The 25423-nt window shown below is 71.8% G+C and carries 24 protein-coding genes; 9 read left to right on the forward strand and 15 right to left on the reverse strand.

Features of this window, described 5'->3' with window-relative positions; all coding sequences use genetic code 11:
* Positions 1–141: 141 nt before the first annotated feature.
* The 3 genes from ACZ39I_RS23760 to ACZ39I_RS23770 are packed head-to-tail and all read right to left on the reverse strand — an operon-like array spanning position 142 to position 2983.
* Positions 142–1329 carry a dipeptidase gene (locus tag ACZ39I_RS23760; protein WP_467246306.1) on the reverse strand — a complete coding sequence of 396 codons (1188 nt, stop codon included), beginning with the start codon at positions 1327–1329 and terminating at the stop codon, positions 142–144.
* The gene (gene purE / locus ACZ39I_RS23765) at positions 1326–1823 is read right to left on the reverse strand and encodes a 5-(carboxyamino)imidazole ribonucleotide mutase (protein WP_057611575.1); all 498 of its coding nucleotides are present in this window, start codon (positions 1821–1823) and stop codon (positions 1326–1328) included. Before purE ends, ACZ39I_RS23760 begins: the two co-directional genes overlap by 4 nt.
* 20 nt (positions 1824–1843) lie before the next feature.
* Positions 1844–2983, reverse strand: coding sequence for a 5-(carboxyamino)imidazole ribonucleotide synthase (locus ACZ39I_RS23770; RefSeq protein ID WP_467246307.1), 1140 nt, complete (start codon positions 2981–2983; stop codon positions 1844–1846).
* 167 nt (positions 2984–3150) lie between these two features.
* Here ACZ39I_RS23770 and ACZ39I_RS23775 point away from each other — a divergent pair, with 167 nt between their 5' ends.
* Positions 3151–3666, forward strand: coding sequence for a GtrA family protein (locus tag ACZ39I_RS23775; protein ID WP_467246308.1), 516 nt, complete (start codon positions 3151–3153; stop codon positions 3664–3666).
* 297 nt (positions 3667–3963) lie between these two features.
* Here the strand turns inward: ACZ39I_RS23775 and ACZ39I_RS23780 are convergent, their stop codons facing one another.
* Together ACZ39I_RS23780 and ACZ39I_RS23785 are read right to left on the reverse strand one after the other, a co-directional pair.
* A complete protein-coding gene (locus ACZ39I_RS23780; protein WP_467246309.1) occupies positions 3964–5238 on the reverse strand; it encodes an ATP-binding protein in 1275 nt (424 codons plus the stop codon).
* A gap of 45 nt (positions 5239–5283) precedes the next feature.
* Complete coding sequence (locus tag ACZ39I_RS23785) at positions 5284–5961, reverse strand: response regulator transcription factor (RefSeq protein ID WP_132893872.1); 678 nt, start codon at positions 5959–5961, stop codon at positions 5284–5286.
* Positions 5962–6257: 296 nt separating this feature from the next.
* Here ACZ39I_RS23785 and ACZ39I_RS23790 point away from each other — a divergent pair, with 296 nt between their 5' ends.
* Positions 6258–7802, forward strand: coding sequence for a peptide MFS transporter (locus tag ACZ39I_RS23790; RefSeq protein ID WP_467246310.1), 1545 nt, complete (start codon positions 6258–6260; stop codon positions 7800–7802).
* A 99-nt stretch (positions 7803–7901) separates the two neighbouring features.
* Here ACZ39I_RS23790 and ACZ39I_RS23795 read toward each other — a convergent pair whose 3' ends face one another.
* The 5 genes from ACZ39I_RS23795 to ACZ39I_RS23815 all read right to left on the reverse strand — a co-directional run bounded on the left by ACZ39I_RS23795 (position 7902) and on the right by ACZ39I_RS23815 (position 12377).
* The gene (locus ACZ39I_RS23795) at positions 7902–9152 is read right to left on the reverse strand and encodes a hypothetical protein (protein ID WP_467246935.1); all 1251 of its coding nucleotides are present in this window, start codon (positions 9150–9152) and stop codon (positions 7902–7904) included.
* 65 nt (positions 9153–9217) lie between these two features.
* Positions 9218–10309: a hypothetical protein gene (locus ACZ39I_RS23800; RefSeq protein ID WP_467246311.1), complete on the reverse strand. Its 1092-nt coding sequence runs from the start codon at positions 10307–10309 to the stop codon at positions 9218–9220.
* A 142-nt stretch (positions 10310–10451) separates the two neighbouring features.
* Complete coding sequence (locus tag ACZ39I_RS23805; RefSeq protein ID WP_467246312.1) at positions 10452–11144, reverse strand: LPXTG cell wall anchor domain-containing protein; 693 nt, start codon at positions 11142–11144, stop codon at positions 10452–10454.
* A 132-nt stretch (positions 11145–11276) separates the two neighbouring features.
* Positions 11277–11771 (reverse strand): ATP-binding protein, encoded by a 495-nt coding sequence (locus ACZ39I_RS23810; RefSeq protein WP_467246313.1) that lies wholly within the window; start codon positions 11769–11771, stop codon positions 11277–11279.
* 225 nt (positions 11772–11996) lie between these two features.
* The gene (locus ACZ39I_RS23815; protein WP_467246314.1) at positions 11997–12377 is read right to left on the reverse strand and encodes an STAS domain-containing protein; all 381 of its coding nucleotides are present in this window, start codon (positions 12375–12377) and stop codon (positions 11997–11999) included.
* Positions 12378–12615: 238 nt separating this feature from the next.
* Here ACZ39I_RS23815 and ACZ39I_RS23820 point away from each other — a divergent pair, with 238 nt between their 5' ends.
* Positions 12616–13530: an RNA polymerase sigma factor SigF gene (locus ACZ39I_RS23820; RefSeq protein WP_467246315.1), complete on the forward strand. Its 915-nt coding sequence runs from the start codon at positions 12616–12618 to the stop codon at positions 13528–13530.
* Positions 13531–13697: 167 nt separating this feature from the next.
* Positions 13698–15203, forward strand: coding sequence for a ricin-type beta-trefoil lectin domain protein (locus tag ACZ39I_RS23825; protein ID WP_467246316.1), 1506 nt, complete (start codon positions 13698–13700; stop codon positions 15201–15203).
* Between the two features lie 12 nt (positions 15204–15215).
* On the opposite strand, the gene hutI is transcribed toward ACZ39I_RS23825, so the two are convergent.
* From hutI to hutU, 4 genes are read right to left on the reverse strand one after another with little or no spacing between them, the layout of a single operon-like run.
* Positions 15216–16508, reverse strand: coding sequence for an imidazolonepropionase (gene hutI, locus ACZ39I_RS23830; RefSeq protein WP_467246317.1), 1293 nt, complete (start codon positions 16506–16508; stop codon positions 15216–15218).
* Positions 16505–17866: a formimidoylglutamate deiminase gene (locus ACZ39I_RS23835; RefSeq protein ID WP_467246318.1), complete on the reverse strand. Its 1362-nt coding sequence runs from the start codon at positions 17864–17866 to the stop codon at positions 16505–16507. Before ACZ39I_RS23835 ends, hutI begins: the two co-directional genes overlap by 4 nt.
* Positions 17863–19065, reverse strand: coding sequence for an allantoate amidohydrolase (locus ACZ39I_RS23840; RefSeq protein ID WP_467246936.1), 1203 nt, complete (start codon positions 19063–19065; stop codon positions 17863–17865). The genes ACZ39I_RS23835 and ACZ39I_RS23840 overlap by 4 nt, the downstream gene beginning before the upstream one ends.
* Before the next feature lie 56 nt (positions 19066–19121).
* Positions 19122–20786, reverse strand: a complete 1665-nt coding sequence (gene hutU, locus ACZ39I_RS23845; protein ID WP_467246319.1) for a urocanate hydratase — start codon at positions 20784–20786, stop codon at positions 19122–19124.
* Positions 20787–20941: 155 nt separating this feature from the next.
* On the opposite strand from hutU, the gene ACZ39I_RS23850 reads away from it, so the two are divergent.
* From ACZ39I_RS23850 to ACZ39I_RS23870, 5 genes are all read left to right on the forward strand, one after another.
* Complete coding sequence (locus ACZ39I_RS23850; RefSeq protein WP_467246320.1) at positions 20942–22327, forward strand: type III PLP-dependent enzyme domain-containing protein; 1386 nt, start codon at positions 20942–20944, stop codon at positions 22325–22327.
* A 170-nt stretch (positions 22328–22497) separates the two neighbouring features.
* Positions 22498–22914 carry a hypothetical protein gene (locus ACZ39I_RS23855; protein WP_451475488.1) on the forward strand — a complete coding sequence of 139 codons (417 nt, stop codon included), beginning with the start codon at positions 22498–22500 and terminating at the stop codon, positions 22912–22914.
* A complete protein-coding gene (locus ACZ39I_RS23860) occupies positions 22911–23858 on the forward strand; it encodes a hypothetical protein (protein ID WP_467246321.1) in 948 nt (315 codons plus the stop codon). Before ACZ39I_RS23855 ends, ACZ39I_RS23860 begins: the two co-directional genes overlap by 4 nt.
* A 34-nt stretch (positions 23859–23892) precedes the next feature.
* Entirely contained in the window at positions 23893–24414 is a 522-nt protein-coding gene (locus ACZ39I_RS23865) for a roadblock/LC7 domain-containing protein (protein WP_467246322.1), read from the forward strand.
* A 20-nt stretch (positions 24415–24434) separates the two neighbouring features.
* Complete coding sequence (locus tag ACZ39I_RS23870) at positions 24435–24809, forward strand: roadblock/LC7 domain-containing protein (protein ID WP_069764032.1); 375 nt, start codon at positions 24435–24437, stop codon at positions 24807–24809.
* Between the two features lie 16 nt (positions 24810–24825).
* Here ACZ39I_RS23870 and ACZ39I_RS23875 read toward each other — a convergent pair whose 3' ends face one another.
* The gene (locus ACZ39I_RS23875) at positions 24826–25419 is read right to left on the reverse strand and encodes a hypothetical protein (RefSeq protein WP_467246323.1); all 594 of its coding nucleotides are present in this window, start codon (positions 25417–25419) and stop codon (positions 24826–24828) included.
* Between the last annotated feature and the right edge of the window lie 4 nt (positions 25420–25423).

The following is a 25423-nucleotide window of genomic DNA, read 5'->3' on the forward strand; positions in this document are numbered from 1 at the left end:
GTCGCACGGAGCGCGGGGGCCTTCCTGGTGGGCGGGGCGTTCGGGGGTACGCCGGATCGGGTACCGCGCACCGCCCGGCCACCGGGCCCGCCGTCGTCCTCGGCCGTCGTGGCGCCGCTGACGTACGCGGGCCCCGGGCCCTCAGCCGTCGAGCTCGGAGAGCGTCGCGTTGGACGGGCCCCGGTTCGCCTGCAGCTCCCGTGCCACGTCCTCCGCCGCGCCCAGCACCCGGACCGCGTTCTGCCAGGTGAGCTTGGCGAGGTCGGCGCGGGACCAGCCGCGGTCCAGGAGTTCGGCGATGAGGTTGGGGTAGCCGGATACGTCGTCGAGGCCGTCCGGGGTGAACGCCGTGCCGTCGTAGTCGCCGCCGATGCCGATGTGGTCCACGCCGGCCACCTCGCGCATGTGGTCCAGGTGGTCGGCGACCGTCGAGACCGTGGCGACCGGGCGCGGGTTGCGCTCCTCGAAGGCGCGGTGCACCTTCATCGCCTCGGGCGTGGTCGCGAGGTGGTGGTAGCCGTGCTCGCGCATGTTCTCGTCGGCCGCGGCCGTCCAGTCCACGGCGGCCTGCAGGACGAACTTCGGGACGAACGTCACCATCGCCATGCCGCCGTTGGACGGGAGGCGTTCCAGGACGTCGTCGGGGACGTTGCGCGGGTGGTCGCACACGGCCCGCGCGGAGGAGTGCGAGAAGATCACCGGTGCCTCGCTCGCGTCCAGCGCGTCCCGCATGGTTGTCGCCGCCACGTGCGAGAGGTCCACGAGCATGCCCTCGCGGTTCATCTCCCGGACCACCGCACGGCCGAAGGCCGAGAGCCCCCCGACGCCGGGTTCGTCCGTCGCCGAGTCCGCCCAGTCCACGTTGTCGTTGTGGGTGAGGGTCATGTAGCGCACGCCGAGCGCGTACAACGCGCGTAGCGTCGCGAGGGAGTTGGCGATGGAGTGGCCGCCCTCGGCGCCCATGAGCGAGGCGATACGGCCTTCCGCGCGCGCCGCCTCCATGTCCGCGGCGGTGAGCGCGGCCCGCAACCGCGAGGGGTACCGTGCGATCAACTGCCGTACGCAGTCGATCTGTTCCAGTGTCGCCGGTACCGCGCCGGGCAGGTCCGAGCGCACGTACACCGACCAGTACTGCGCGCCCACCCCGCCGGCCCTGAGCCGCGCGAGGTCGGTGTGCAGATGGGCCGACTGGTCGGCGGCGATGTCCCGGGCGTCGAGGTCGTAGCGGACCTGTTCGCGCAGCGCCCACGGGAGGTCGTTGTGGCCGTCGACGACCGGGAACTCGGCGAGGAGTTCCCGGGCCGTCGCCGCCGAACCGGTGGCCGTCACTTGCCGAAGCCGAAGCCGTTGGAGCCCTCGACCTTGGACCGCAGGCGCTTGCCCTTCTCGGTGGCCTGGTCGTTGAGCTCCTGCTGGAACTCCCGCATCCGGCCGAGGAGTTCCTCGTCGTGCGCGGCGAGGATGCGGGCCGCGAGCAGCCCGGCGTTGCGGGCGCCGCCGACGGAGACGGTCGCGACGGGGACGCCGGCCGGCATCTGCACGATGGAGAGCAGCGAGTCCATGCCGTCGAGGTACTTCAGGGGGACCGGGACCCCGATGACCGGGAGGGGGGTGACGGAGGCGAGCATGCCCGGGAGGTGGGCTGCTCCCCCTGCCCCCGCGATGATCACCTTCAGACCGCGCTCGGCCGCCTGCTCGCCGTACGCGATCATCTCGCGCGGCATGCGGTGCGCGGAGACGACGTCCACCTCGTACGCGATCTCGAACTCGTCGAGGGCCTGGGCGGCGGCCTCCATGACGGGCCAGTCGGAGTCCGACCCCATGACGATGCCAACAACGGGGCTCATTCGGTGATCGTGCCTCTCAGGTAGCCGGCAGCGTGACGTGCGCGTTCGAGAACGTCGTCCAGGTCGTCGCCGTAGGTGTTGACGTGGCCCACCTTGCGGCCGGGCTTCACGTCCTTGCCGTACATGTGGATCTTCAACTTGGGGTCGCGGGCCATGCAGTGCAGGTACGCGGAGTACATGTCGGGGTAGTCGCCGCCGAGGACGTTGACCATGACGGTCCACTTCGCGCGGGGGCGCGGGTCGCCGAGCGGGAGATCGAGGACGGCCCGGACGTGGTTGGCGAACTGGGAGGTGATCGCGCCGTCCATCGACCAGTGGCCGGAGTTGTGCGGGCGCATCGCGAGTTCGTTGACGAGGATGCGGCCGTCGCGGGTCTGGAACAACTCGACGGCGAGGTGGCCGACGACGTCCAGTTCCTTGGCGATGTTGAGGGCCAGCTCCTCGGCCTTGAGGGCGAGAGCCCGGTCCAGGTCAGGGGCCGGCGCGATCACGGTGTCGCAGACGCCGTTCACCTGCTGGGATTCGACGACCGGGTAGGCGACGGCCTGGCCGTGCGGCGACCGTACGACGTTGGCGGCCAGCTCGCGGACGTAGTCGACCTTCTCCTCGGCGAGGACGGGGACGCCGGCCCGGAAGGGGTCTGCGGCCTCCTCGGCGGAGTCGACCACCCACACGCCCTTGCCGTCGTAGCCGCCGCGGACGGTCTTGAGGACGACGGGGAAGCCGTCGCCCTCCGCCGCGAAGGCCGCCACGTCCTCGGGATCGCTGACGATCCGGTGCCGTGGGCACGGCACGCCGATCGCGTCGAGTCTCGCGCGCATCACGCCCTTGTCCTGGGCGTGCACGAGCGCGTCGGGGCCGGGGCGCACGGGGATGCCGTCCGCCTCCAGGGCCCTGAGGTGCTCGGTGGGCACGTGTTCGTGATCGAAGGTGATCACATCGCACCCGCGCGCGAACTCGCGCAGCGTGTCGAGGTCGCGATAGTCGCCGATGACGACGTCGCTCACCACCTGCGCCGCGGAATCCTGAGGAGTGTCACTGAGGAGCTTGAACCTGATGCCGAGCGGGATGCCTGCCTCGTGTGTCATACGCGCGAGCTGGCCCCCGCCGACCATGCCGACTACCGGGAACGTCACGACCCCAGGGTATCGGTCGCGCCACGGCGGCCGGATCCCGCGCCTCTCACCGGTCCTCTTACCAGCTTGTTTGCCTGTGTGTGAGTTCATCCACAGGCAAACGGGCAAGACGGGTGGTTAGCATGGGCTGAGTTGACGAATCCAATCGACTGGGGGCCTGTACGACCATGGGACATGGTTCCTCAGGGCTGCGAAGGATCCTTCGCGAGGTCGCCAAATTCGGTGCGGTCGGCGGAGCGGGGCTCCTCGTCAACCTCGTCGTCTTCAACGTCGTCCGGCATCTCACCGACCTTCCGGTGGTCCGGGCGAGTGTTGTCGCCACGGTGGTGTCGATCGTCTTCAACTACATAGGGTTCCGTTACTTCACGTACCGCGACCGCGACAAGAGCGGCCGCACGAAGGAACTGACCCTGTTCCTGCTGTTCAGCGTGGTCGGCCTGGTCATCGAGAACGGCATCCTCTACGCCGCGACCTACGGCTTCGGCTGGGACAGTCCCCTGCAGAGCAACATCTTCAAGTTCGTCGGCATCGGCATAGCCACCCTCTTCCGCTTCTGGTCCTACCGCAGCTGGGTCTTCAAGACCCTCCCGGCCCGCGAGGCGGTGGCGAGCGCGGAGCACTTCCTGGAGGAAGTGGAACAGGCAGCCACCCGCAAGAGCCGCCCCCGCCAGCGAGCACTCTGACGGTCCGCCAGGACAGGCGGTTGGCCGCGTACGGCGGGCAGGGGACGGGGTGGGGGGTGTCCGCCCGCAGCGGCCGGCGTCCGTTACCGAGCACAGCCAAAGCAGCCGAGCCGCCGGACCGAGGACGGACACCCCCCACCACCACCCCGGCACCGACCCACCCACCAAACCCCACGCGCTACACAAGCCCCCACCGGACCGCAACGGGCCGCCGCAGGCATCAGGGGCGCGGGGAACTGCGCAAAAACGCCCGCCCCCACCGAACCCGCAGACAAACACCGCCCAACCGCCGGAGGCTCACCGCACAGTCGGCTCGTCCTCGTCCAGCAGTGACGACTTCAGCGGGGTGCGGGAGAGGAACAGGCCGAAGACCGGGGGCTGGGCCTGGAGCATTTCCAGACGGCCGCCGTCGGCCTCCGCCAGGTCTCGGGCGACCGCGAGGCCGATGCCCGTGGAGTTGCGGCCGCTGATCGTGCGCTCGAAGATGCGGGCGCCGAGGTCGGCGGGGACGCCGGGGCCCTCGTCGGTGACCTCGATGACGGCCTGGTTGCCGGTGACGCGGGTGCGCAGCGCCACCGTGCCGCCGCCGTGCATGAGGGAGTTCTCGATCAGCGCGGCCAGGACCTGGGCCACCGCACCCGGCGTACCGACAGCCGTGAGGTGCCGCTTGCCCGAGCTCACGATCGCCCGGCCCGCACTGCGGTACGCGGGCCGCCACTCCGCGAGCTGCTGCTGGATGACCTCGTCGAGATCGAAGGTGACCGCGTTGCCGGCCCGGGGGTCGCGGGAGTTGGTCAGCAGCCGTTCGACCACGTCCGTCAGGCGCTCCACCTGGGTCAGCGCGACGTTCGCCTCCTCCTTCACCGTGTCCGGGTCGTCGGTGAGGGTGATCTCCTCCAGGCGCATGGACAGGGCCGTCAGGGGCGTGCGGAGCTGGTGGGAGGCGTCGGCGGCCAGGCGCCGTTCCGCCGTCAGCATGCGCGCGATGCGCTCGGCCGAGGAGTCCAGGACATCGGCGACCCGGTCCAGCTCCGGGACGCCGTAGCGCTTGTGCCGGGGCCGTGGGTCGCCGGAGCCGAGGCGTTCCGCGGTCTCGGCGAGGTCGGTCAGCGGTGAGGCCAGCTTGTTGGCCTGGCGGATCGCGAGCAGCACCGCGGCGATCACCGCGAGCAGCGCCACCAGGCCGATGATCAGGAGCGTACGGCCGACCTCCCGGGTCACCGAGGAGCGCGGCTCCTGCACGGTGACCGTCTCGCCCTCCTCGCCCTTCTCGGTGGAGCGGATGACCTCACCGGTGGGCCGGGCACCGACCTCGATCGGGTCCTTCCCGGGGATCCGGATCACGGCGTACCGTTCCTGCGCGACCTGGTCGCGCAGGATCTCCGCGGTCACGTCCTCCGCGGCGAAGAGCCGGCTGTCCACGATCCCGGCCAGCCGGATCGCCTCGGAATCCACCCGCTCCTGGGCGCTGTTGCTGATGGTGCGGGTCTCGACGATGACGAGGGAGACGCCGAAGACGGCGATCACCACGAGCACCACGGCGAGCGTGGACTGGATCAGTCGACGGCGCATGTCCTCTTACCTGCCGGCCGGATACCCCGACGGATACCCGGGGATTCAGCTCTTCTCGAAGCGGAAGCCCACTCCTCGTACCGTCGCGATGTACCGCGGGTTGGCCGCGTCGTCGCCGAGCTTCTTGCGGAGCCAGGAGATGTGCATGTCGAGCGTCTTGGTCGAGGACCACCACGTGGTGTCCCAGACCTCGCGCATCAGCTGGTCCCGGGTCACCACGCGGCCCGCGTCCCGCACCAGGACCCGCAGCAGGTCGAACTCCTTCGCGGTGAGCTGGAGTTCCTCGTCGCCCATCCACGCCCGGTGCGACTCGACGTCGATCCGCACCCCGTGGGTGGCCGGCGGCTGGGCCGGCTCGGTCGCCCCGCGCCGCAGCAGGGCCCGGACCCGGGCGAGCAGCTCGGCGAGGCGGAAGGGCTTGGTCACGTAGTCGTCAGCGCCCGCGTCGAGACCGACGACGGTGTCCACCTCGTCGGCGCGCGCGGTCAGGATGAGGATCGGTACGGCGTGGCCCTCGGCGCGCAGTCGGCGGGCCACCTCGAGGCCGTCCATGCCGGGCAGACCCAGGTCGAGGACGACCAGGTCGATGCCGCCCTGCATTCCGGCGTCGAGTGCGGTGGGGCCGTCCTCACGCACCTCGACCTCGTACCCTTCCCGGCGCAGGGCGCGGGCCAGCGGCTCCGAAATGGACGCATCGTCCTCGGCGAGCAGTACACGGGTCATGAGCTGATGGTAGACCGCTCTTGACACAAGCTGGGGTGTGATCACGACCCAGTGGTTCTTACCTTTCATGGCTGGGGTGTGAACCTGTGACTATGCGGTGCCAATCCTGTAAGGACCTTAGAAATCAGGTGTACGGTTCCACGGTCACCTGTGATTCACCTCTCAAGTCCTTCCATTTCCGTCAGTATCCTGCCGTATGGTGAATCAATGCCTTTCGCAACGTGGGGACCTTTGGCGCGCATCCGTCGCTGAAGGTCTCTTTTGTGTGCGGTGATCCCCACCAGCAAGGAACGACCATGGCGTCCAGCCTGACGAAGGACTCGGTGACTCCGGGCACCCCCGGTTCCGACAAAGCCTTCTTCGGCCACCCCCGCGGACTGGCCACCCTCTTCATGACCGAGATGTGGGAGAGGTTCTCCTACTACGGGATGAAAGCCCTGCTCACCGTCTACCTGCTCTCCGGCGGCCCCGACGCCGGCAAGGGCAGCATGGGCGGCGGCCTCGCGATGGACCTCGCGACCACCACCGTGATCGTCTCCGTGTACTCGGCGATGGTCTATCTGCTCGCCATGCCCGGCGGCTGGCTCGGCGACCGCGTCTGGGGCCCCCGCAAGACGGTCGCCATCGCCGCCGTCACGATCATGGCCGGCCATCTCACGCTGGCGCTGCCCGGCGGCCAGGCCCCGTTCTTCGCCGGTCTCGCGCTCGTCGCTGCCGGTTCCGGTCTGCTCAAGGCCAACATCTCCACGATGGTGGGCCACCTGTACGACGGCCCGGACGACCCGCGCCGCGACGGCGGCTTCACGATCTTCTACATGGGCATCAACGCGGGCGCCTTCTTCGCCCCGCTGGCCATCGGCACCGTCGGTCAGAAGGTCAGCTGGCACCTCGGATTCGGCATGGCCGCGGTCGGCATGGCGATCGGTCTGGCCGCGTTCCTGCTCGGCACCCGCAACCTGAGCCCGGTCAGCAACGTCGTCCCCAAGCCGCTGGCGGCCGAGGAGCGCGCGGCCTGGCTGCGCAAGGGCCTGTTCTGGCTGATCGCCGCGACCGTCTTCTACGGCGTCGTCGGCTTCACCGGCCACTTCACGCTGAACTGGGCGATGATCCCGCTCACCGTCATCGGCCTGGTCGTCCCGGCGGGTGTGCTGCTGCGCATCAAGCGGGACAAGGAACTGACGACCGCCGAGCAGTCGAAGATGTCCGGCTACATCTGGTTCTTCGTCGCGGCCGCCGTGTTCTGGATGATCTACGACCAGGGCGCGTCCACGGTCCAGGCGTTCGGCTCGAACGACCAGAAGACGGCCGGCTCGCTGCTCGGCTTCGACTTCCCGACCTCCTGGTACCAGTCGCTGAACCCGCTGTTCATCATGGCGCTGGCCCCGGTCTTCGCCTGGCTGTGGGTGTGGCTGAACCGCAAGGGCAAGGAGCCCGGCACCATCGTGAAGTTCGCGATGGGTCTGGTCCTGGTCGGGGTCTCGTTCTTCTTCTTCCTGATCCCGATCGCGATGGCGGCGAACGGCACCGCGGTCAGCCCGATGTGGCTCGTGGGCATCTACTTCATCCAGACCGTGGGTGAGCTGTGCCTCTCCCCGGTGGGCCTGTCGGTGACGACGAAGATGGCTCCCGCGAAGTACGCCTCGCAGATGATGGGCGTCTGGTTCCTCGCGGTCACCGCCGGCGACTCGATCACCAGCCTGCTGTCCAACCCGGCCATCGCCGGGGTCGACCTCAGCGGGACGCCCGCGGTGTTCGGTGAGGCTGCGCTCGCGGTTCTCGCCGGGTTCGCGGTGTGGATGTACCGGCGGAAGGTGAAGTCCCTCATGGGGGACGTTCGTTAGGGCCGGCACCAGAAACGACGGGGCCGTTGGAATCCGGGTGGATTCCAACGGCCCCGTCGGTTCACGTGCCGTGCGCGGTTCTCCGCGCCCCTGAACGCGTTACCTGGTCCGCCTTCCCGGCATGAACGTGAAGATCGCGCCGCCCAGCAGCACCGCCGTTCCCGCCACCAGGCCCAGCGCCTTCAGGGCCGCGTGGTCGTCCGCGCCCGTGGCCGCCAGGCCGCCGCTCGTCGACGAACCGGACGAGGAACCGCCGGAGGACGACGAACCACCCGACGCCCCGCCCTCCTGCTCCTTCGTGGTCAGGGTCAGGGAGACCTCGGTCTTGTCCGGCTTGCAGGTCGTGGTCGTCCCCAGGGCCTCGATCGTCAGCACACCCGGCGACAGCGTCGACTCCCCGGTCGCACCGGGCTTGTATGTGCCCGTCATGTCCGGGATCTCTATCGGGTCGCCCGACTTGATGGCCTCGGAGTTGGTGGGGCCCTCGACATGGACCGAGCCCGTGTCGTCGCCGCCCAGCACCACGTCCATGGAGGGCTTGACCGAGTTCGCCGGAATGTCGGCGGGGCTGTCCATCGGGGAGTTCTTGAACTGCACCGTCAGGCCGTAACTGCCGCCGTTCTTCTTGGCGTTGACCTGGATCGTGGAGGTGGCCTTCTTCTCGCCGAGGGGCGACTGGCAGGTGTAGGGGATGTCGACCGCCTTGCCGGTGAAGTCGGTCTGGCCGTCGTCGGAGGAGGTGGCGCTCGGGCTCGCCGTGGCCGTGTCGGTCGGGGTGGGCGTCGGTGTGGAGGTGGCGGTGTCCGTCGGATCAGGCGTCGGTGTCGGTGTCGGTGTCGACGTGCCGTTCCCCGCGGCCACGTCGATCGTCCCCGCCGCCGGAACCGTCTCCGTCGGCGTGCACACCGTGTTCGTGCCCATCGCGTTCACCGTGTAGGCGCCGGGCGTCAGGGTGACCTGCCCGGCCGCCGTCAGCTTCAGCGTGCCCTTCATGTCGGACAGCACCATGGCGCCGCCCTTGGGGATGGCCGGGTTCTCGCGCGGGCCGGTCATCGCGAGGTCGGCGCTCTGCGCGCCGGACACCTTCAACGTCCCGGTCGGCTGGACCGAGTTCGCCGGCAGGTCGATGATGTTCGGGTTCTTGGACGCGGCCTGGGTGAACTTCCACACCACGTCGATCTCGTCACCGACCTTCGCGCCGGCCGGCGCGGTGATCTCGACCTTGGTGGTGCCGTCGACGGGGTCGAGGCCGACACCGGCGGGCGGCACGCACCGGGTCGCGAACGACACCCCCGCGGCCTGGGCGGGGCCGGCCGCGAGGCCCAGGACCACGCCCGCACCGGCCAGCACCAGCGCCGCACCGGCCGCGCTCGCTCGTCCCGGCCCGCCGGCCGGTGGGACTCTCCTTCGCTTTCTCACGTGGAACCCTCTCTGGTGGGAGTCGTGGGACTCGTCGGGCTGTCGTCGTGCGGTGCGGAGAGCCGGCCACCGGCCGCGCCCGGATCGGCGTCCGGGGTGAACCACGGCAGGGTGGACGTCGAGGGGGCCGCGTGCGCGGCCGTGGAGGGCTTGAACCCCGGCAGGCGCAGGGCGAGTTCGGGCAGCCGCAGGCCGCGGTGCCGGACGCCTCCGGCGGGCCGGGGCCGTACCCGGTCCACCACCGCCATGCCGATGCGGAACAGCGCCGCGGGCACCACCAGGCAGACCAGGATCCAGAACAGGGTCACGCCCCAGGGCCGGCCTACTCCCCAGGGCTGCTCGGCCAGTACCTTGCCGCCGTACTTCAGCGAGACGGTGTACTCGCCGTGCGCGCCGCCGGTGAGCTCGACGGGCAGTTCGATCCGCGCCTTCCCGCCCGGCCGGATCGTGCCGCGCCACTGCTGTTCCTCCCACTGCGGGGCGAACACGCCGTGCGCGGTGCCCACTTGGAAGACCGGGTTCCGGACGGCGGAGGTGCCGACGTTGCCGACGGTGAAGACGAGGGTGCGTGTGGGGGGCGCCCCGAACCAGGTGAGCAGGCCTCCGGAGCCGTCGAGCGCGGTGTCGGTGAGGACGGACAGCCGCCCGCCGTCCGTCTGGGCGGGCAGCGGTTCCACGGCGTGCCCGGCCACCTGGAAGATCGCGTCGGCCTCGGCCTTCGCCCCGGTCACGGTGGCCACGTGCACCACGCAGGGACAGGGCACCGGTGGCTCGGCGACGGGCAGCTTCCTGCTGAAGCGCCCCTTCGCGTCCGTCGTGACGGCCCGGCCGTCCGCGTTGGCACAGGAGTTGGTGCCGCCCGGCACTCCGCGCGAGGGCACCGCCTGTCCGCACACCAGGATCATCAGCAGCGCCCGCTCGCGCCAGCCGCTGCCGCTCACGGTGATCGAACCGCCGGTCCCCGCCTGGGACTTGGACAGCTTCACGCTCGGCCTGTCCGCCGCGGCCGCCGTCCCCGCGAGCGGCGCGAGCAGCAGCGCGAGCACCGCCGCCAGCACCGCCCACCGCACCCTGCCACTGGGGCTCACGTCGTCGCTCCCGTCAACTCGGCTTCCGTACCGGGGATTCGGGCCCGGATGCGGCCGTACGACGCCTCGGGCGCCGTACGAGAGACCGACCGGCGCCCGCCACCACGGCGCCGGGCGGACCGGACCGCCTGGACCGGGCCGCTCAGCGGCGTACGCGGGCGGCCTGGTGGCGCCGGGTCAGCCACAGCGTGCCCGCCGCGCCGGCGAGCAGCACCGTGCCGCCGAGCGTGCCGAGGGCGATCGCCGAGTCCTCGGGGCCGGTCTGCGGGAGTGCGGCGCTCTCGTCGCCGCCGCTGTCGCTCTGAGTGCCGCCGGAGGAGCCCGAGGCGGCGGTGACGTCCAGGGTCAGCGCGGCGCCGGGGCTGTTGGTCGGCGTGCAGGTGGTCGTCGTACCGAGTGCCTTGATGGTGAGCACGCCCGGTGTGAAGGTGACCTTGCCGGACTTCTTCGGGGTGTACGTCCCGGTCAGGTCGTTGATCTTGATGGGGGTGTTGGCCGGGACCACGGCCTGGTTGGCGGGCCCGGTCACGTTCACGGTCCCGCTGTCCGCCCCGCCCAGCTTGATGGTCGCGCTCGGGTTCATCGCGCCCTTGCCGAGGTCGACCGGGCTGGAGGAGACGCCCTTCTGCCAGGACATGGTGAGCCGGTAGCCGCTGCCGCTCTTGACGCCCTTGATGTCGATGGGCGAGACGGCGCTCTTGTCACCGATCGGCGTCTTGCACTGGTAGTTGACGTTCACGACCGCGGCACGGGCAGCGGGGGCGGCCATCAGCACCGCCGAGCCGGCCAGAGCCGCGACGGACGCGAGCGCGGCGGTTCGTTTCGGGTACGACACGGTTCCGCTCCCCTTACTCGTTCCTGACGGCACATCAGATCGGCCGTCAAGGTACGCCGGGGCACCGGAGGAAGGAAGAGAAAGTAAGTGGCGGAACTGTGGGGACACCCGCGGGAGAGCGCCGGACGGCGGCTAGGCGGGTGCGCCGAGCTCCGCCCACACGGTCTTGCCGGTCATCCCGGGAGCCCGTACCACTCCCCAGTCGAGGCAGAGACGCTGCACGATGAACATGCCGTGCCCGCCGGGCCGTCCCGCCCGGTGCGGAGTGCGCGGCGCCGGCTGTCCGGTCCCGCGGTCCGAGACCTCGAGCCGGATCACCTTGTTGTCGCAGGAGATCCAGAGCTGGTCCGGGCCCTCCGCGTGAAGACACGCGTTCGTCACCAGCTCCGAGACGACCAGCAGCACGTCCTCCGCGGCGGCCCGCTGGTCCGCGGACGCCGCCGGCAGCCACCCCCACGCGTACAGCGCCTGCCGGGTGAAGTCGCGCGCGAGCGGGACGACCCCGCTCTCCCCCTCGAAGCTCAGCCGGCGGACCTGCCGTCCCGTCGACACCTCTGCTTCGCCGCCAGGCTCCACGCCGGGCTCCGGGTCACGGTCGCCCGGCGAGTAGGGCCGGGTGGTGCTCATCAGCGCTTCACCTCACCGATTCACCGGTTCACGATTCAAAACGTCGCTGCGTGGTCGCTCACCGAACAGTCAGTACGGATGTCTCCTGCCCGGGCGGACGGGTAGAACACCCCTCCATTCGGGACGTATGTCCGCCATAAGGGGTGTGACACCCGATGGACACCGGCCGGAGGAGACGAACGGGACATGAGCGGGCCACCGAGGGCCGCCACCCGCCCCGCCGCCTCAGTCGCCGGACTCACCGGCCAGGGCCTGCTCCAGCGTGTCGTGCACAGTGAAGACCGCGTCGGCTCCCGTGATCTCGAAGACCCGTGCCACGACCGGCAGCATGCCCGCAAGATGCACGGCACCCCCCGCCGCCTCGGCCTTCAGCCGTGCCCCCAGCAGCACATTCAGTCCGGTGGAGTCACAGAACTCCAGCCGTGTGCAGTCGACGACAAGTCGGCTCTTCCCCTTGGCGAGGCACTCCTCGAGTGGCTCACGCAACAAATCGGCCGTGTGGTGGTCCAACTCACCTGCTGGAGTCACGACGGCGCTGGAGCCCTCTTGCCGCACCTCAACCAGAAGCCGGCCAGACTGTGCGCTGCCGACCGTCCCGCGGTCCATGCCGTCTCTCTCTCCCGACGTCGTGGCTGCTGATGACGCCCTCGAACACTACGCCTTCTCCACACCCTCCGACACCCGAACAATCATCCGCAAACGGACATAACCGCACAGAAAACACTTGCGATCGTGTCGGGAAACCGGATAGGGCTAGTACAGACACGTACTCGACACGGCCGGCTTTGGAGGCGCCGCACACCGCAGTGCACGAACTGGCTTCGGCAGCCTTATGCCGAGAACGATGGAGGACATCATGTCACCCCGGCTCGACGCCTCGCATACCCATCAGGCGACGTCGGCATCCCCCCCGGAACATCTGAATCCCATCGAGCAGGACGGCGAGGACGATGTGCTCGCCGGGCTCCCGGACATCCCGCCCTTCGAAGAGGTGGGGGCCGTGGACGCGCGAGCGCTCTCCAAGACCCTCTTCGCACGGCTGGAGTCGCTGGAGGAGGGCACGTACGAATACTCGTACGTCCGCAACACGCTCGTCGAACTGAACCTCGCCCTGGTCAAGTTCGCCGCCTCCCGTTTCCGCTCCCGCAGTGAGCCGATGGAGGACATCATCCAGGTCGGCACCATCGGCCTGATCAAGGCGATCGACCGCTTCGAACTCAGCCGGGGTGTGGAGTTCCCCACCTTCGCGATGCCAACCATCGTCGGCGAGATCAAGCGCTTCTTCCGCGACACGTCCTGGTCGGTGCGGGTCCCGCGCCGCCTCCAGGAACTCCGGCTCGACCTGGCCAAGGCCGGCGACGAGCTGGCCCAGAAGCTCGACCGCGCCCCCACCGTGGGCGAGCTCGCAGAACGCCTCGGTCTCTCCAGGGAGCAGGTCGTCGAGGGCATGGCGGCGTCCAACGCGTACACCGCCGCCTCGCTGGACGCCCAGCCGGAGGAGGACGACTCCGAAAGCGCGCTGGCCGACCGGATCGGTTACGAGGACCACGGGCTCGAGGGCATCGAGTACGTCGAGTCCCTGAAGCCGCTGATCGCCGCGCTCCCCTCCCGAGACCGTCAGATCCTCTCGCTGCGCTTCGTCGCGGGCATGACCCAGTCGGAGATCGGCGACGAGCTCGGGATCTCGCAGATGCATGTCTCGCGGCTGCTGTCGCGGACTCTGGTACGACTGCGCAAGGCCCTGACCGTCGAGGAGTGACGCGGCGGGGACCACTGACCTGCGCGTGTGCCCGGTGTCCGGTGGGACACCGGGCACCGTGCGTGCGGGGCCCCTCGCGGTTACTCGGAGAAACCCTTTCCCCAACGGTGCGCTTCCCCCACTATGGTCCCTCACAGACTGGCCGGTACGTCAGGAGGAGGGTGCGCATGACTCGCCCCGACGGGGCGTCCGACGCCCGGCTCACGGAGCTGCTGCGCGCCGACACGGCCACGGCGTACGCGGCCCTGGTGGAGCTCCGCGCCCGCCACCAGCCCTCGGTGCTGGCCTACGCCCGCCTCTGCACGGCCGGGGAGAGCGCCGCCCGGCAGCTGGCCGCGCAGACCTTCACCCTCGCCGCCCGGGAGACCGCACGCGGGGTCGACCCCGGCGTCCCGTGGCGCCACCGGCTCCTGCTGCTGACGGCCCGGTCGGCGGCCGCGTGGGCGGGGGACGACCGGGCGGCGGGCCTGGACCCGGGCGTCCTGCTGCTCCTGAACACGGCGAGGCCGGCGGGCCCGGTGCCGCCCATGCTCGCCGCCTTCGAGTCGCTGCCGGCCCGCACCCAGGGCCTCGTCTGGTACGGCCTGGTGGAGGGCGAGCCGGAGCACCGCACCGCCGACCACCTGGGCCTCACCCGCGCGGACGTGGTCCACGGCACGGAGGGGGCCCTGCACTCCCTGGCCCGCACGTGCCTGAGACTGCGCCTGGCCGCCTCGGACGACCCCCGGTGCGCGGACTTCCACCGCCTCATCGAGGAGTCCGTACGACCGGACAGCCCCCGCGTCAGCGCCGACCTGCACGCCCACATGGCCCACTGCCCGCACTGCACGGCGGCCCATGAGGAGCTGTGCGCGCTGCGGGACACTCCGCGGGGGACCCTGGCGGAGGGTCTGCTGCCGTGGGGCGGGGCGGCGTACGCGGCACGGAGCGCGCCCGAGCCGCAGGCACGACCGCGGGCGGAGTCCCGTACGCCGTCCGGCACCTGGCCGCGGCCGCGTCCGCTCGTCCTGGCCTCGGCGGCGCTGGGAGTGGCTCTGGTGCCGCTGTTGCTGTTCCTGGTGCCCCAGGAGGGCGACTCTCCGGCGGACGTGTCGGCCTCGGCTTCGGCCTCTGCTTCAGTGGGCGTGGTGCTGCCCGGCCCACCGCAGGTGACGGTGACGACGACGGTCTCGCCGTCCCCCTCCCCGTCGACGTCGACCAGGCCGCCGTCCCCCTCCCCCACGAAGAGCCCGGCACCGCCCCGCCGGACCAGCCCGCCGCCCTTCCGCGCGCCGGGCGGCTCCTACGCCCAGGTGGTCAACGTCTCCACCGGACGCTGTCTGGACGTCTCGGGCGACTTCGCCGAGGGCACGGACGTCGTCACGGCCCCCTGCACCTCGGCCGGCTCCCAGCGCTGGCGCGTCGACACCGCCCGAGGTGTCCTCCAGTCGTCCGCCGACCCCGACTTCTGCCTCGACAGCCGCGGCGACGTCGACAAGGGCCTCGGCATCTGGTCCTGCGACTCGGTCGAGGGCGACAACGGCGACAACCTGCGCTTCACGGTCGACCCCGACGGGGTGATCCGCCCGGCGATCGCCATCGCGACGGGCATGACACCGGGGCGCGGGACCGGGGTCTCGCTGGAGCCGCTGACCGGGGGTGCGGAGCAGCGGTGGCGGGCGGGACCGGCGTAGCGGCGGCTGCCGTCAGATCACGCGCGTGCCGCGCCGCCAGACCCCGCTGACCAGCGGCACCCCCGGCCGGTAGGCCAGGTGCACATGGCTCGGGGCGTCCAGGAGGATCAGGTCGGCGCGGGCGCCCGGGGTGAGGCGGCCGATGTCGTCGCGGCGGAGGGCGGCCGCTCCGCCCGCCGTGGCCGACCAGACGGCCTCGTCCGGGGTCATCCGCATGTCGCGTACCGCGAGGGCGATGCAGAAGGGGACCGAGGAGGTGAAGGAGGAGCCCGGGTTGCAGTCCGTGGACAGGGCGACGGTGACGCCCGCGTCGAGGAGGCGGCGGGCGTCGGGCCACTCGGCGCGCGTGGAGAACTCGGCGCCGGGCAGGAGCGTGGCGACCGTACGGCTGTTCGCCAGGGCGTCCACGTCCTCGGCGGTGAGGTGGGTGCAGTGGTCGGCGCTGGCCGCGTCGACCTCGACGGCCAGCTGGACGCCGGGGCCGTGGGAGAGCTGGTTGGCGTGGACGCGGGGGTGCAGGCCCCTCGCCTTGCCCGCCGTGAGGATCGCGCGGGCCTGGTCGCCGTCGAAGGCCCCCTTCTCGCAGAAGACGTCGATCCAACGGGCGTACGGGGCGCAGGCGTCGAGCATCTCGCCGGTGACGAGGGAGACGTAGGCCGCCGGGTCGTGCGCGTAGTCGGGCGACACGATGTGGGCGCCGAGGTAGGTGACCTCGTCGGTGTGGGCGGCGGCGATGCGCAGGGCCCTCGCCTCGTCCTCGACGGTCAGGCCGTAGCCGGACTTGGTCTCGAAGGTGGTCGTGCCCTGGCGGAGGGCCTCGGCGAGGTAGCGGGTGAGGTTCGCCTCCAGTTCGGCGTCCGTGGCGGCGCGGGTCGCGGCGACCGTCGTACGGATGCCGCCCGCGCTGTAGGCCCGCCCCGACATGCGGGCGTTGAACTCCTGGGTGCGGTCGCCCGCGAAGACGAGGTGGCTGTGGGAGTCGACGAAACCGGGCAGGACCGCCCGGCCGCCCGCGTCGACCCGATTGTCAGTGGCGGGTGCTTTGCTTTGATCACCGGTCCACACGACGCGGTCGCCCTCGATGACGACGGCCGCGCCCTGGATCAGTCCGAGGGGGGTTCCGTCACCGAGGGAGGGGTCGTTGGTGACCAGAGCGGCGATGTTGGTGATGAGCGTGCTTGCGGTGCTCGCGGAGTGGGCGGGGCTGACGGTCGTCGCGTTGCTCATGGCGTCCTCGGTGGCCTGGTCGGCGGTGGGGGCGGGTTCGGGGACGGGCCGCCGTGGGGGCGGGCGGCCCGGGGTCATCCGTGCAGCGCCGCGACGGCGTCCGCGAGGGCTTTCGGCACATCCGGCACCAGCGCGTGGACCCCGTCCCGCACGACGTGCCGGCCTCCCACGACCGTGTGCGACACGTCTGCTGCCGACGCGGCGAATACGGCCGTCTCGGCCCCGAGCCGCGGAGGCGGCCCTGCCGTCCTGACCGAGTCGAGCGCGATGGTGGTGAAATCGGCGAGCGCACCGGGCTCCAGGGTGCCCGCGCCGTCCCAGCCGAGCGCCGCGTGGCCGTCGGCCGAGGCCGCCCGCAGGAGGGCCGCCGCCGTCCAGTGACCTCGCGTGCGGGTGCGCAGGCGCTCGTCGAGCTCCATCGCCCGTGCCTCTTCGAGCAGGTCGATGACGGCGTGGCTGTCGGAGCCGAGGGACAGCGGTGAGCCCGCCCCCTGGAGGGCCACGGCCGGTCCGATGCCGTCGGCGAGATCCCGCTCGGTGGTCGGGCACATGCAGGTGCCGGTGCCGCTGCCGCCGATCAGGGCGATGTCCTCATCGGTGAGGTGGGTGTTGTGGACGCCGGTGGTGCGCGGCCCGAGGACACCGTGCTCGGCGAGCAGTTCGGTGGGCGTGCAGCCGTGGGCCGCACGGCACGCGTCGTTCTCGGCGGTCTGCTCGGACAGGTGGACGTGGAGCGGGGCCCGCCGCTCCTCGGCCCAGCGCGCCACGGTCGCCAACTGGTCGGCGGGCACGGCCCGTACGGAGTGGATCGCCGCACCGATCCTCGCGTGATCCCGGTCCTTGAGAACTGAACAGCGTTCGGCCCAGGCCTGCGCGCTGCCGTCGGAGAAGCGCAGCTGGTGGGTGTTGGGCGGCTGTCCGAAGCCGGCGGAGAGGTACGCGGTGTCGAGGAGGGTGATGCGGATGCCGGCGTCGGCGGCCGCCTCGATCAGCGCCTCGCCCATGGCGTTGGGGTCGGCGTAGGGGGCGCCGCCGGGGGCGTGGTGCAGGTAGTGGAACTCGCCGACCGCCGTGACACCGGCCAGCGCCATCTCCGCGTACACGGCACGGGCGAGGTCGCGGTAGGTGTCCGGGGTGAGCCGGCCGGCGGTGGCGTACATGACCTCGCGCCAGGTCCAGAAGGTTCCGGAGCCGACCTGGACGGTGCCGCGCAGGGCCCGGTGGAAGGCGTGCGAGTGGGCGTTGGCCAGGCCCGGCAGGGTCAGTCCGCGAAGGATCTCGGCGCCGGGGGGCGGGGTGCCGGTGTCCGTGCGGACGGAGGCGATCCGGCCGTCCGCCCCCGCGGCGGAGCCGCTGGTCGACACCGTCACGGCCACGCCCGGCTCGACATGGGTGCCGAGCCAGGCGTGCTCCAGCCAGTACGTCTTCGCTGTCACCTGCAGGCCAGCCCTTCCAGTACGTCGGCGAGCGCGAGGACTCCGGCCACGCAGTCGTCCTCGGCGGCGAACTCGGCCGGGGAGTGCGAGACGCCGGTGGGGTTGCGCACGAACAGCATGGCGGTCGGGATGTGCCCGGAGAGGATCCCGGCGTCGTGTCCGGCTCCGGTTCCCAGGACGGGCACCTTGAGATCGGTGCCGGTGCCCAGGATGCGGGCGAGTTCGTCGCGCAGGGCGTGGTCGAACTCGACGACGGGGGTGAAGGACTCCCGGACCACGTCGAGATCGATGCCGTGCGCCTGCGCGTACTCCCTGGCCGCCTTCTCGATGCCGCCGACCACCTGGTCGAGGCTCTCCTGGTCGGCGGCGCGGGAGTCGAGCCAGCCGCGCACCAGGGAGGGGATGGCGTTGACGCCGTTCGGCTCGACGGCGATCTTGCCGAAGGTGGCGACGGCACCGGCGAGTTCGGCCTCCCGGCGGGCCGCGAGCACGGTCTCGGCGTACGACAGCATGGGGTCGCGCCGGTCCACGAGGCGGGTGGTGCCGGCGTGGTTGGCCTCGCCCCGGAAGTCGAACCGCCAGCGGCCGTGCGGCCAGATGGCGCTCGCGATGCCGACCCGGTCGCCGGAGAGGTCCAGCGCCCTGCCCTGCTCGACGTGCAGTTCGACGAAGGCGCCGATGCGGGCGAGCCGCTCCGGGTCGGCGCCGATGCCGTCGGGGTCGTGGCCGGCGGCCTCCATGGCCCGCGGGAGTGTGACGCCGTCCCCGTCGGTCAGCAGGTGCGCCTGCTCGGCGGTGAGCTGCCCGGCGGTGAGGCGGGACCCGACGCAGGCGAGCCCGAAGCGGGCGCCCTCCTCGTCACCGAAGTTGACAAGGGCGAGGGGCTTGGTGAATTCGGCCCGCCGCGACCGGAGTTCGTCGAGCGCGGCGAAGGAGGACACGACTCCGAGGGGTCCGTCGAAGGCGCCCCCGTCGGGTACGGAGTCGAGGTGCGACCCGGTGACGACGGCGTCCCCCCGGTCGGGGTCGCCGAGCCAGGCCCACTGGTTGCCGTTCCGGTCGACCTCGTAGGTCAGCCCGCGGGCTTCGGCCTGCTCCTTGAACCAGGCCCGGCACTCGGTGTCGGCCCCGGTCCAGGCGAACCGGCGGTAGCCGTGCGAGCCGGGGTGCCGGCCGATGGGGAGCAGCTCGCGCCACATCTCCTGAAAGGAGGAGGTGCCGGGGGGTCGAGCCGTTCCGGAGTCGGCGCCCACCGTCACGCGTCCTCACCCTCACGCATCGGCACGCGCACGCCCCGCTCGTCGGCGACGGACTCCGCGATGTCGTATCCGGCGTCCACGTGCCGGATGACGCCCATGCCGGGGTCGTTGGTCAGCACGCGGCGGACCTTCTCCCCGCCCAGCTTCGTGCCGTCGGCCACCGTGACCTGACCGGCGTGGATGGACCGCCCCATGCCCACGCCGCCGCCGTGGTGGATCGACACCCAGGACGCGCCCGACGCCACGTTGACCATGGCGTTCAGCAGCGGCCAGTCGGCGATCGCGTCGGAGCCGTCGAGCATGGCCTCGGTCTCCCGGTACGGGGAGGCGACGGACCCGGCGTCGAGGTGATCCCGTCCGATGGCCAGCGGTGCCACCAGTTCTCCGCTCGCCACCATGTCGTTGAAGCGCTCGCCGGCCTTGTCGCGCTCGCCGTAGCCGAGCCAGCAGATGCGCGCGGGCAGGCCCTGGAAGTGGACCCGTTCCCCGGCCATCTTGATCCAGCGGGCGAGGGACTCGTTCTCGGGGAACAGTTCCAGGATCGCCTTGTCGGTCTTGGCGATGTCGGACGCCTCGCCGGACAGCGCGGCCCAGCGGAAGGGGCCCTTGCCCTCGCAGAACAGCGGCCGGATGTAGGCGGGGACGAACCCGGGGAAGTCGAACGCCCGCGCGTACCCGGCGAGTTGCGCCTCGCCCCGGATCGAGTTGCCGTAGTCGAAGACCTCGGCGCCGGCGTCCATGAAGCCGACCATCGCCTCGACATGGCGGGCCATCGACTCGCGGGCCCGGGTGGTGAAGCCCGCCGGGTCCTTGGCGGCGGCGTCGGCCATGTCCTCGAAGGCGACCCCGACCGGCAGATACGCCAGCGGGTCGTGCGCGGAGGTCTGGTCGGTGACGATGTCGATGGGGGCGCCCTCGGCGAGCATGCGCGGGAGCAGTTCGGCCGCGTTGCCCAGCAGGCCGATGGAGAGCGGGCGGCGGGCGTCGCGGGCCTCGACGGCGAGCTGGAGGGCGTGCTCCAGGGAGTCGGCCTTCACGTCCAGGTAGCGGTGCTCGATGCGGCGCTCGATGGCGCGCGGGTCGCAGTCGATGCAGATCGCGACGCCGTCGTTCATGGTGACCGCGAGGGGCTGGGCGCCGCCCATGCCGCCGAGACCGGCGGTGAGGGTGATGGTCCCGGCCAGGGTGCCGCCGAACTTCTTGGCGGCGACGGCGGAGAAGGTCTCGTAGGTGCCCTGGAGGATGCCCTGGGTGCCGATGTAGATCCAGGAACCGGCGGTCATCTGGCCGTACATGGTCAGGCCGAGGGCCTCCAGGCGGCGGAACTCCTCCCAGTTGGCCCAGTCACCGACGAGGTTGGAGTTGGCGATCAGGACGCGCGGGGCCCACTCGTGGGTCTGCATGACGCCGACGGGGCGGCCGGACTGGACCAGCATGGTCTCGTCCTGCTTGAGGGTGCGCAGGGTGCGGACCATGGCGTCGAAGGAGCGCCAGTCACGGGCGGCCTTGCCGGTGCCGCCGTAGACGACGAGCTTGTCGGGGTGTTCGGCGACCTCGGGGTCCAGGTTGTTCTGGAGCATCCGCAGGGCGGCCTCCTGCTGCCATCCCAGGGCGCTCAGTTCCGTACCGCGCGGCGCTCGGACGGGGCGGGGTCCTGACATGGTCTGCCTCCTGGGGGCCTCTGCTGCGGACTGTCGATATTCACATCCTGGCTTTCTGAATAGAACTAGTCAATACGTTCTCGCGTCAGCGTCGGTAGGACAGGGATGTTTGGCTGGACATCCACGGCGCGGATGACGAGCAGGACGGGGACGTGATGGACGGGGACGTGAGGGACGGGTACGGCAACACCGGCGAAGGTCGGGCCGCCCGCCGGGACGAGGCGGTGCGGGCGGCGGTGGAGCAGGGTCTGCTGGGGCCGGACTCCCCCATCGTCGGGCTGCTCGACGTCACCGGCATCCGGGAGTCGGCGGCGGAGCTCCGCGCGGCCTTCGACGAGGTCACCGCGCCGGGCACGCCGGTGCTGCACGCGTTCGCGGTGAAGGCGACCCCGCTGGTGCCGGTGCTGCGGCTGCTGCGCGAGGAGGGCATCGGCGCGGAGGTGGCGAGCCCGGGCGAACTCGCGCTGGCGCGGGCGGCGGGGCTGTCGCCGGACCGGACCGTCCTGGACTCGCCCGCCAAGACGCCGGCCGAGCTCAGGGAGGCGCTGGCGCTGGGGATCGCCGTCAACGCGGACAACCCGCAGGAGCTGGACCGCATCGACGGCCTCATGCGGTCCGCGGTCAGCCGCTCGCCGCTCGGCATCCGGGTCAACCCGCAGGTCGGCGGCGGCTCCATCGGTGCGACCTCCACGGCCACGGCGACCTCGAAGTTCGGGGTGGCACTGCGGGACGAGGGGGCGCGCGAGTGGGTCGTGCGCGCCTATCTCGACCGGCCCTGGCTTTCCCGGCTGCACGCGCACACCGGCTCACAGGGCATCCCGCTCTCCCTGATGACCGAGGGGGTCGCGCAGACGTACGCGCTCGCCGAGGAGATCAACCGGCGGATCGGGCGGCCGCAGATCGACACGATCGACATCGGCGGCGGGCTGCCGGTGAACTTCGCCTCGGACGTGACGACACCGACTTACACGCAGTACGCGCGCACGCTCAAGGAGGCGGTGCCGGGGCTGTTCGACGGGCGGTACGGGCTGGTCACCGAGTTCGGCCGGTCGCTGCTGGCCAAGCACGGCACGATCGTGGCGCGGGTGGAGTACGCCAAGAGCGCGGGCGGGCGGCCGGTCGCGGTGACGCACGCGGGCGTGCAGGTGGCGACGCGGACGGTGTACGTACCGGGGTCGTGGCCGCTGAGGATCACGGCGTACGACGGCAAGGGGCGGCCCAAGAGCGGGCCCGAGGTGGTGCAGGACGTCGCCGGTCCGGCATGTTTCGCGGGGGACCTGCTCGCCGAGGGGCGTGCGCTGCCGTTGCTCGACCAGGGGGACTACGCGGCGGCGCTGGACACGGGCGCGTACTACTTCGCGCACCACTACGCGTACAACTCGCTGGCGCGGCCGGGCATTTACGGCTTCGCCCCCGACCCTGCGGGAGGCATCCGCTTCGCGACCGTGCGGGATCCCCAGACGCTCGCCTCGATCGTGGCCGAATCCGGAGGGGCGCACGCCGGTGCGCTCACCACCCTCCGCGCATCCGGGAGCAGTTGACACACGTCCGGCGGGTGCGCTGATCAAGGCCCCCGTAAGCAAGGCAAGTTGACCCACTCTAGCGACCCGGAGCATGTTCCACCGGAAAATGCCAGATTCCTCACCCGTCGCGCACACGTTGCGTAGTTTCGGCGTCACTCAGCCGAACCCCAGGCGGGAGGGGAGCCACGGTGCAGGGAATCGACGAGTGCCTGCTGGAAGCCATGCGGCTGCCGGGTGCGCGGGGGGCCGCGCTGGTCGACTGGATCAGCGGGCTGGCCCTGGGTGCCGTGGGCGAAGCCCCCGGCGGCGACCAGGAGGCGGCCGCCGCGGAGGCCGCCGAGCTCGCCCGGCTCGCCGCCGAGCAGCGCGCGTTCGCCTCCGGGAGTTCCCCGGCCGCTGAGGCGGGGGCGGGCGGGCCGGAGCCGGACCCACCGGTCGAGGACCTCATCCTCAGCAACCGGGACAGCTACCACGTCCTGCGGTTCGTGCCGACGTCCTTCGACAGCAGTGTGTTCCTGCACCTGTGGCTGGCCCGCGCGGAGGGCAACCTCGCACTGGCCCGGATCCGGCTCGGCGAGATGGCCGGACGGCTGGAGCTCGGATGACGGCCGTCAGAACCACGCCCGCCACCCCGCCGCCCCGGCTGCCGGTGCGGGACAAGGCGTCCGCCCTGGACCGCGGCTGGGGCGGTGTCTCGCCGATGCTGACCCGGCTGGCCGCCGAGCGCGCCACCGGAGTCCTGGTGCGCGAGCGCGGCACCCTGCACCTCGCCGACGGCAAGGTGGTGCACGCCGAGAGCCCGGCCGCCCCCGGCGCCGACGTCCTCCTCGCCGCGCACGGCACGCTGGACGCCGACGTCTGGCGGCAGGCCCTGGCCGAGAGCGTCGCGAGCACCGGCGGCGCCGGCACCGGGGCCCGCCGCCTCACCGGCGCCGAGGTCGTGCACCGGGCGGGCCGCAGGCTGGTCGCGGGCGGACTGCTCACCGCGGGCGCCCTGGAGCTGTGCCGGCTGACCGCGCTGTACGACGCGGCCTACTTCGCGCTCGCCCCGAGCAGCACCCCCGGCCGCTTCCGCTACGGCACCGAGGACGGCCCGGACGAGCCCGCCGGCGTGCCCCGGGAACCCGACGACGCCCCCGGTGTCCCGCGTCCCGTCCCGGTCGCCGACCTGGAGCGCGAGACCCTGCGCCGCCGCGACCTGCTGCACCGCATCTGGCCGGACGCCCTGCCGGACGAGGTGCCGCTGACCCGGGAGCACCGTCCCGCGCCCCCGCCGCTCCCGGCCCGGCGGCAGGCGGTGCTCGCCCACGTGGACGGCGTCCGCACGGCGTCGCAGATCGCGCGCGAGCTGGGCCGCCCGGCCTTCCACACCCTGGTGGACATACGGCGGCTGGTGGCGGCCGGAGTGGTCTCGCCCCGCCCGCCGGTGTCCTTCACCGAGCCTCGGCCCGGACCGCCGGGCGACGGTTCCCTCGTCGGACCCGTCGAGCCCGTCGATCCCCACGTCACCTTGCTGAAGAGGCTCAGGGATGCGCTGGAGGCCCTTTGAACGGCAGCGGATCCGCGCCGAGAGGAGAGACCTGATGGCAGCAGCTCAGGACGCGATCCTGGAGGAGCTGCGCCGGCTCAGAGCCAGGGTGCCGCAGCTCACGGGCGCCCTCGCGGCCGACACCGACGGTCTCGTCCTGGCCCAGGACACCCCGGGCGTCGATCCGGAGACCGTGGCCGCGCTCACCGGGGCCACCCGGGCGCTCGCCGCCCGGCTGGCCGACGGGACCGGCCAGGGGGACCTGCGCGAACTGCTCGTGCGGGGCGTGTACGGCTACGTCGCCACGTACCCGGCGGGCGCCGGGGCCGTCGTCACGCTGCTCGCGCAGGACCGGGTCAACGTCGGCCGCCTCCACCTGGAGGGCCGCCGTGCGGGCGCCCGGATCGCAGAGCTCGTCGGCGACGCGGCCGCCGAGCACACCGAAGCCATCACAAAGGCGCCCGCGAAGCCCGCTCCGGCACGTGCCAGAGCGGCTCGCACATCCCGGGCCAAGCCCGAGGACCCGCGCGCCGCGGCCACCGCACCGACGGCGGCCGGCACCACCACCGAAAGTTAGACAACCGAGGAGACCCAGTCATGGCCAACACCGAAACCACACTGAAGGAGGCTCTCGCCTCCATCGAGGGCGCGACCGGCGTCGCGCTCGTCGACTACACCAGCGGCATGGCGCTCGGCACCATGGGCGGCAGCAAGACCTTCGACCTGAACGTGGCCGCCGCCGGCAACACCGACGTGGTCCGCGCGAAGATGCGCACGATGGAGCACCTCGGCCTCAAGGCCCAGATCGAGGACATCCTGATCACCCTGTCCGACCAGTACCACCTGATCCGCCTGATCAGCGGACGCGGTGGCAACGGCCTCTTCCTCTACCTGGTCCTGGACGCCAAGCGGTCCAACCTCGCGATGGCCCGCCACCAGCTCCGGCAGATCGAGAACGACCTGGAGGTGTGACCCGGGAGCACCGGAACTAGACGAGTGCCGCGGTGCGGCGGCGCGCTCCTCCCGGGGCCGCGTCGCCCGCCGCGATACCCGTGCTGCGGTACGCCTCGACCGCCTTGCCGGCCGGGCGTCCGCCGTTCGCGGCGAGCCAGTCGACCCGCACCCACAGCAGCGCGTCCTCGGCCCGCTCGAGCCGCCCCAGCCAGGCGGCCTTGAGCCGCAGGCCCGTACCGCACCCGGCGAGCAGCATGCCGCCCGCGACGGGCACCGCGAACGAACTCCCCAGTGCGACCAGCCAGGCCAGCAGCAGCCACCAGCGGTGCCCGCGGCGCCAGTTGCGCACACTGACCGCACGGTCCTGGAGCACGTCGTGCCGGCCCGCGCGAGCAGCCCCCCGCCCCAGCGCCGTGTACCGCTTGCGGCGGCCGTACGACACCACGGCGACCGCGACGATGAACAGCGCCGCACCCGCCATCACCCCGATCCGGCGCCCGGTCAGGCCCGGGATCAGCAGCCCGACGCCCGCCGCGAACACTCCGAGCCACCACAGGGGCGCCGCCCCGGCGCGCACGACGACGGCCACCCGAGCCAGCCCCTGAACCCTGCGATCTGCACGTGCCACGTCC

The sequence above is a fragment of the Streptomyces sp. NPDC024687 genome (assembly GCF_055559055.1).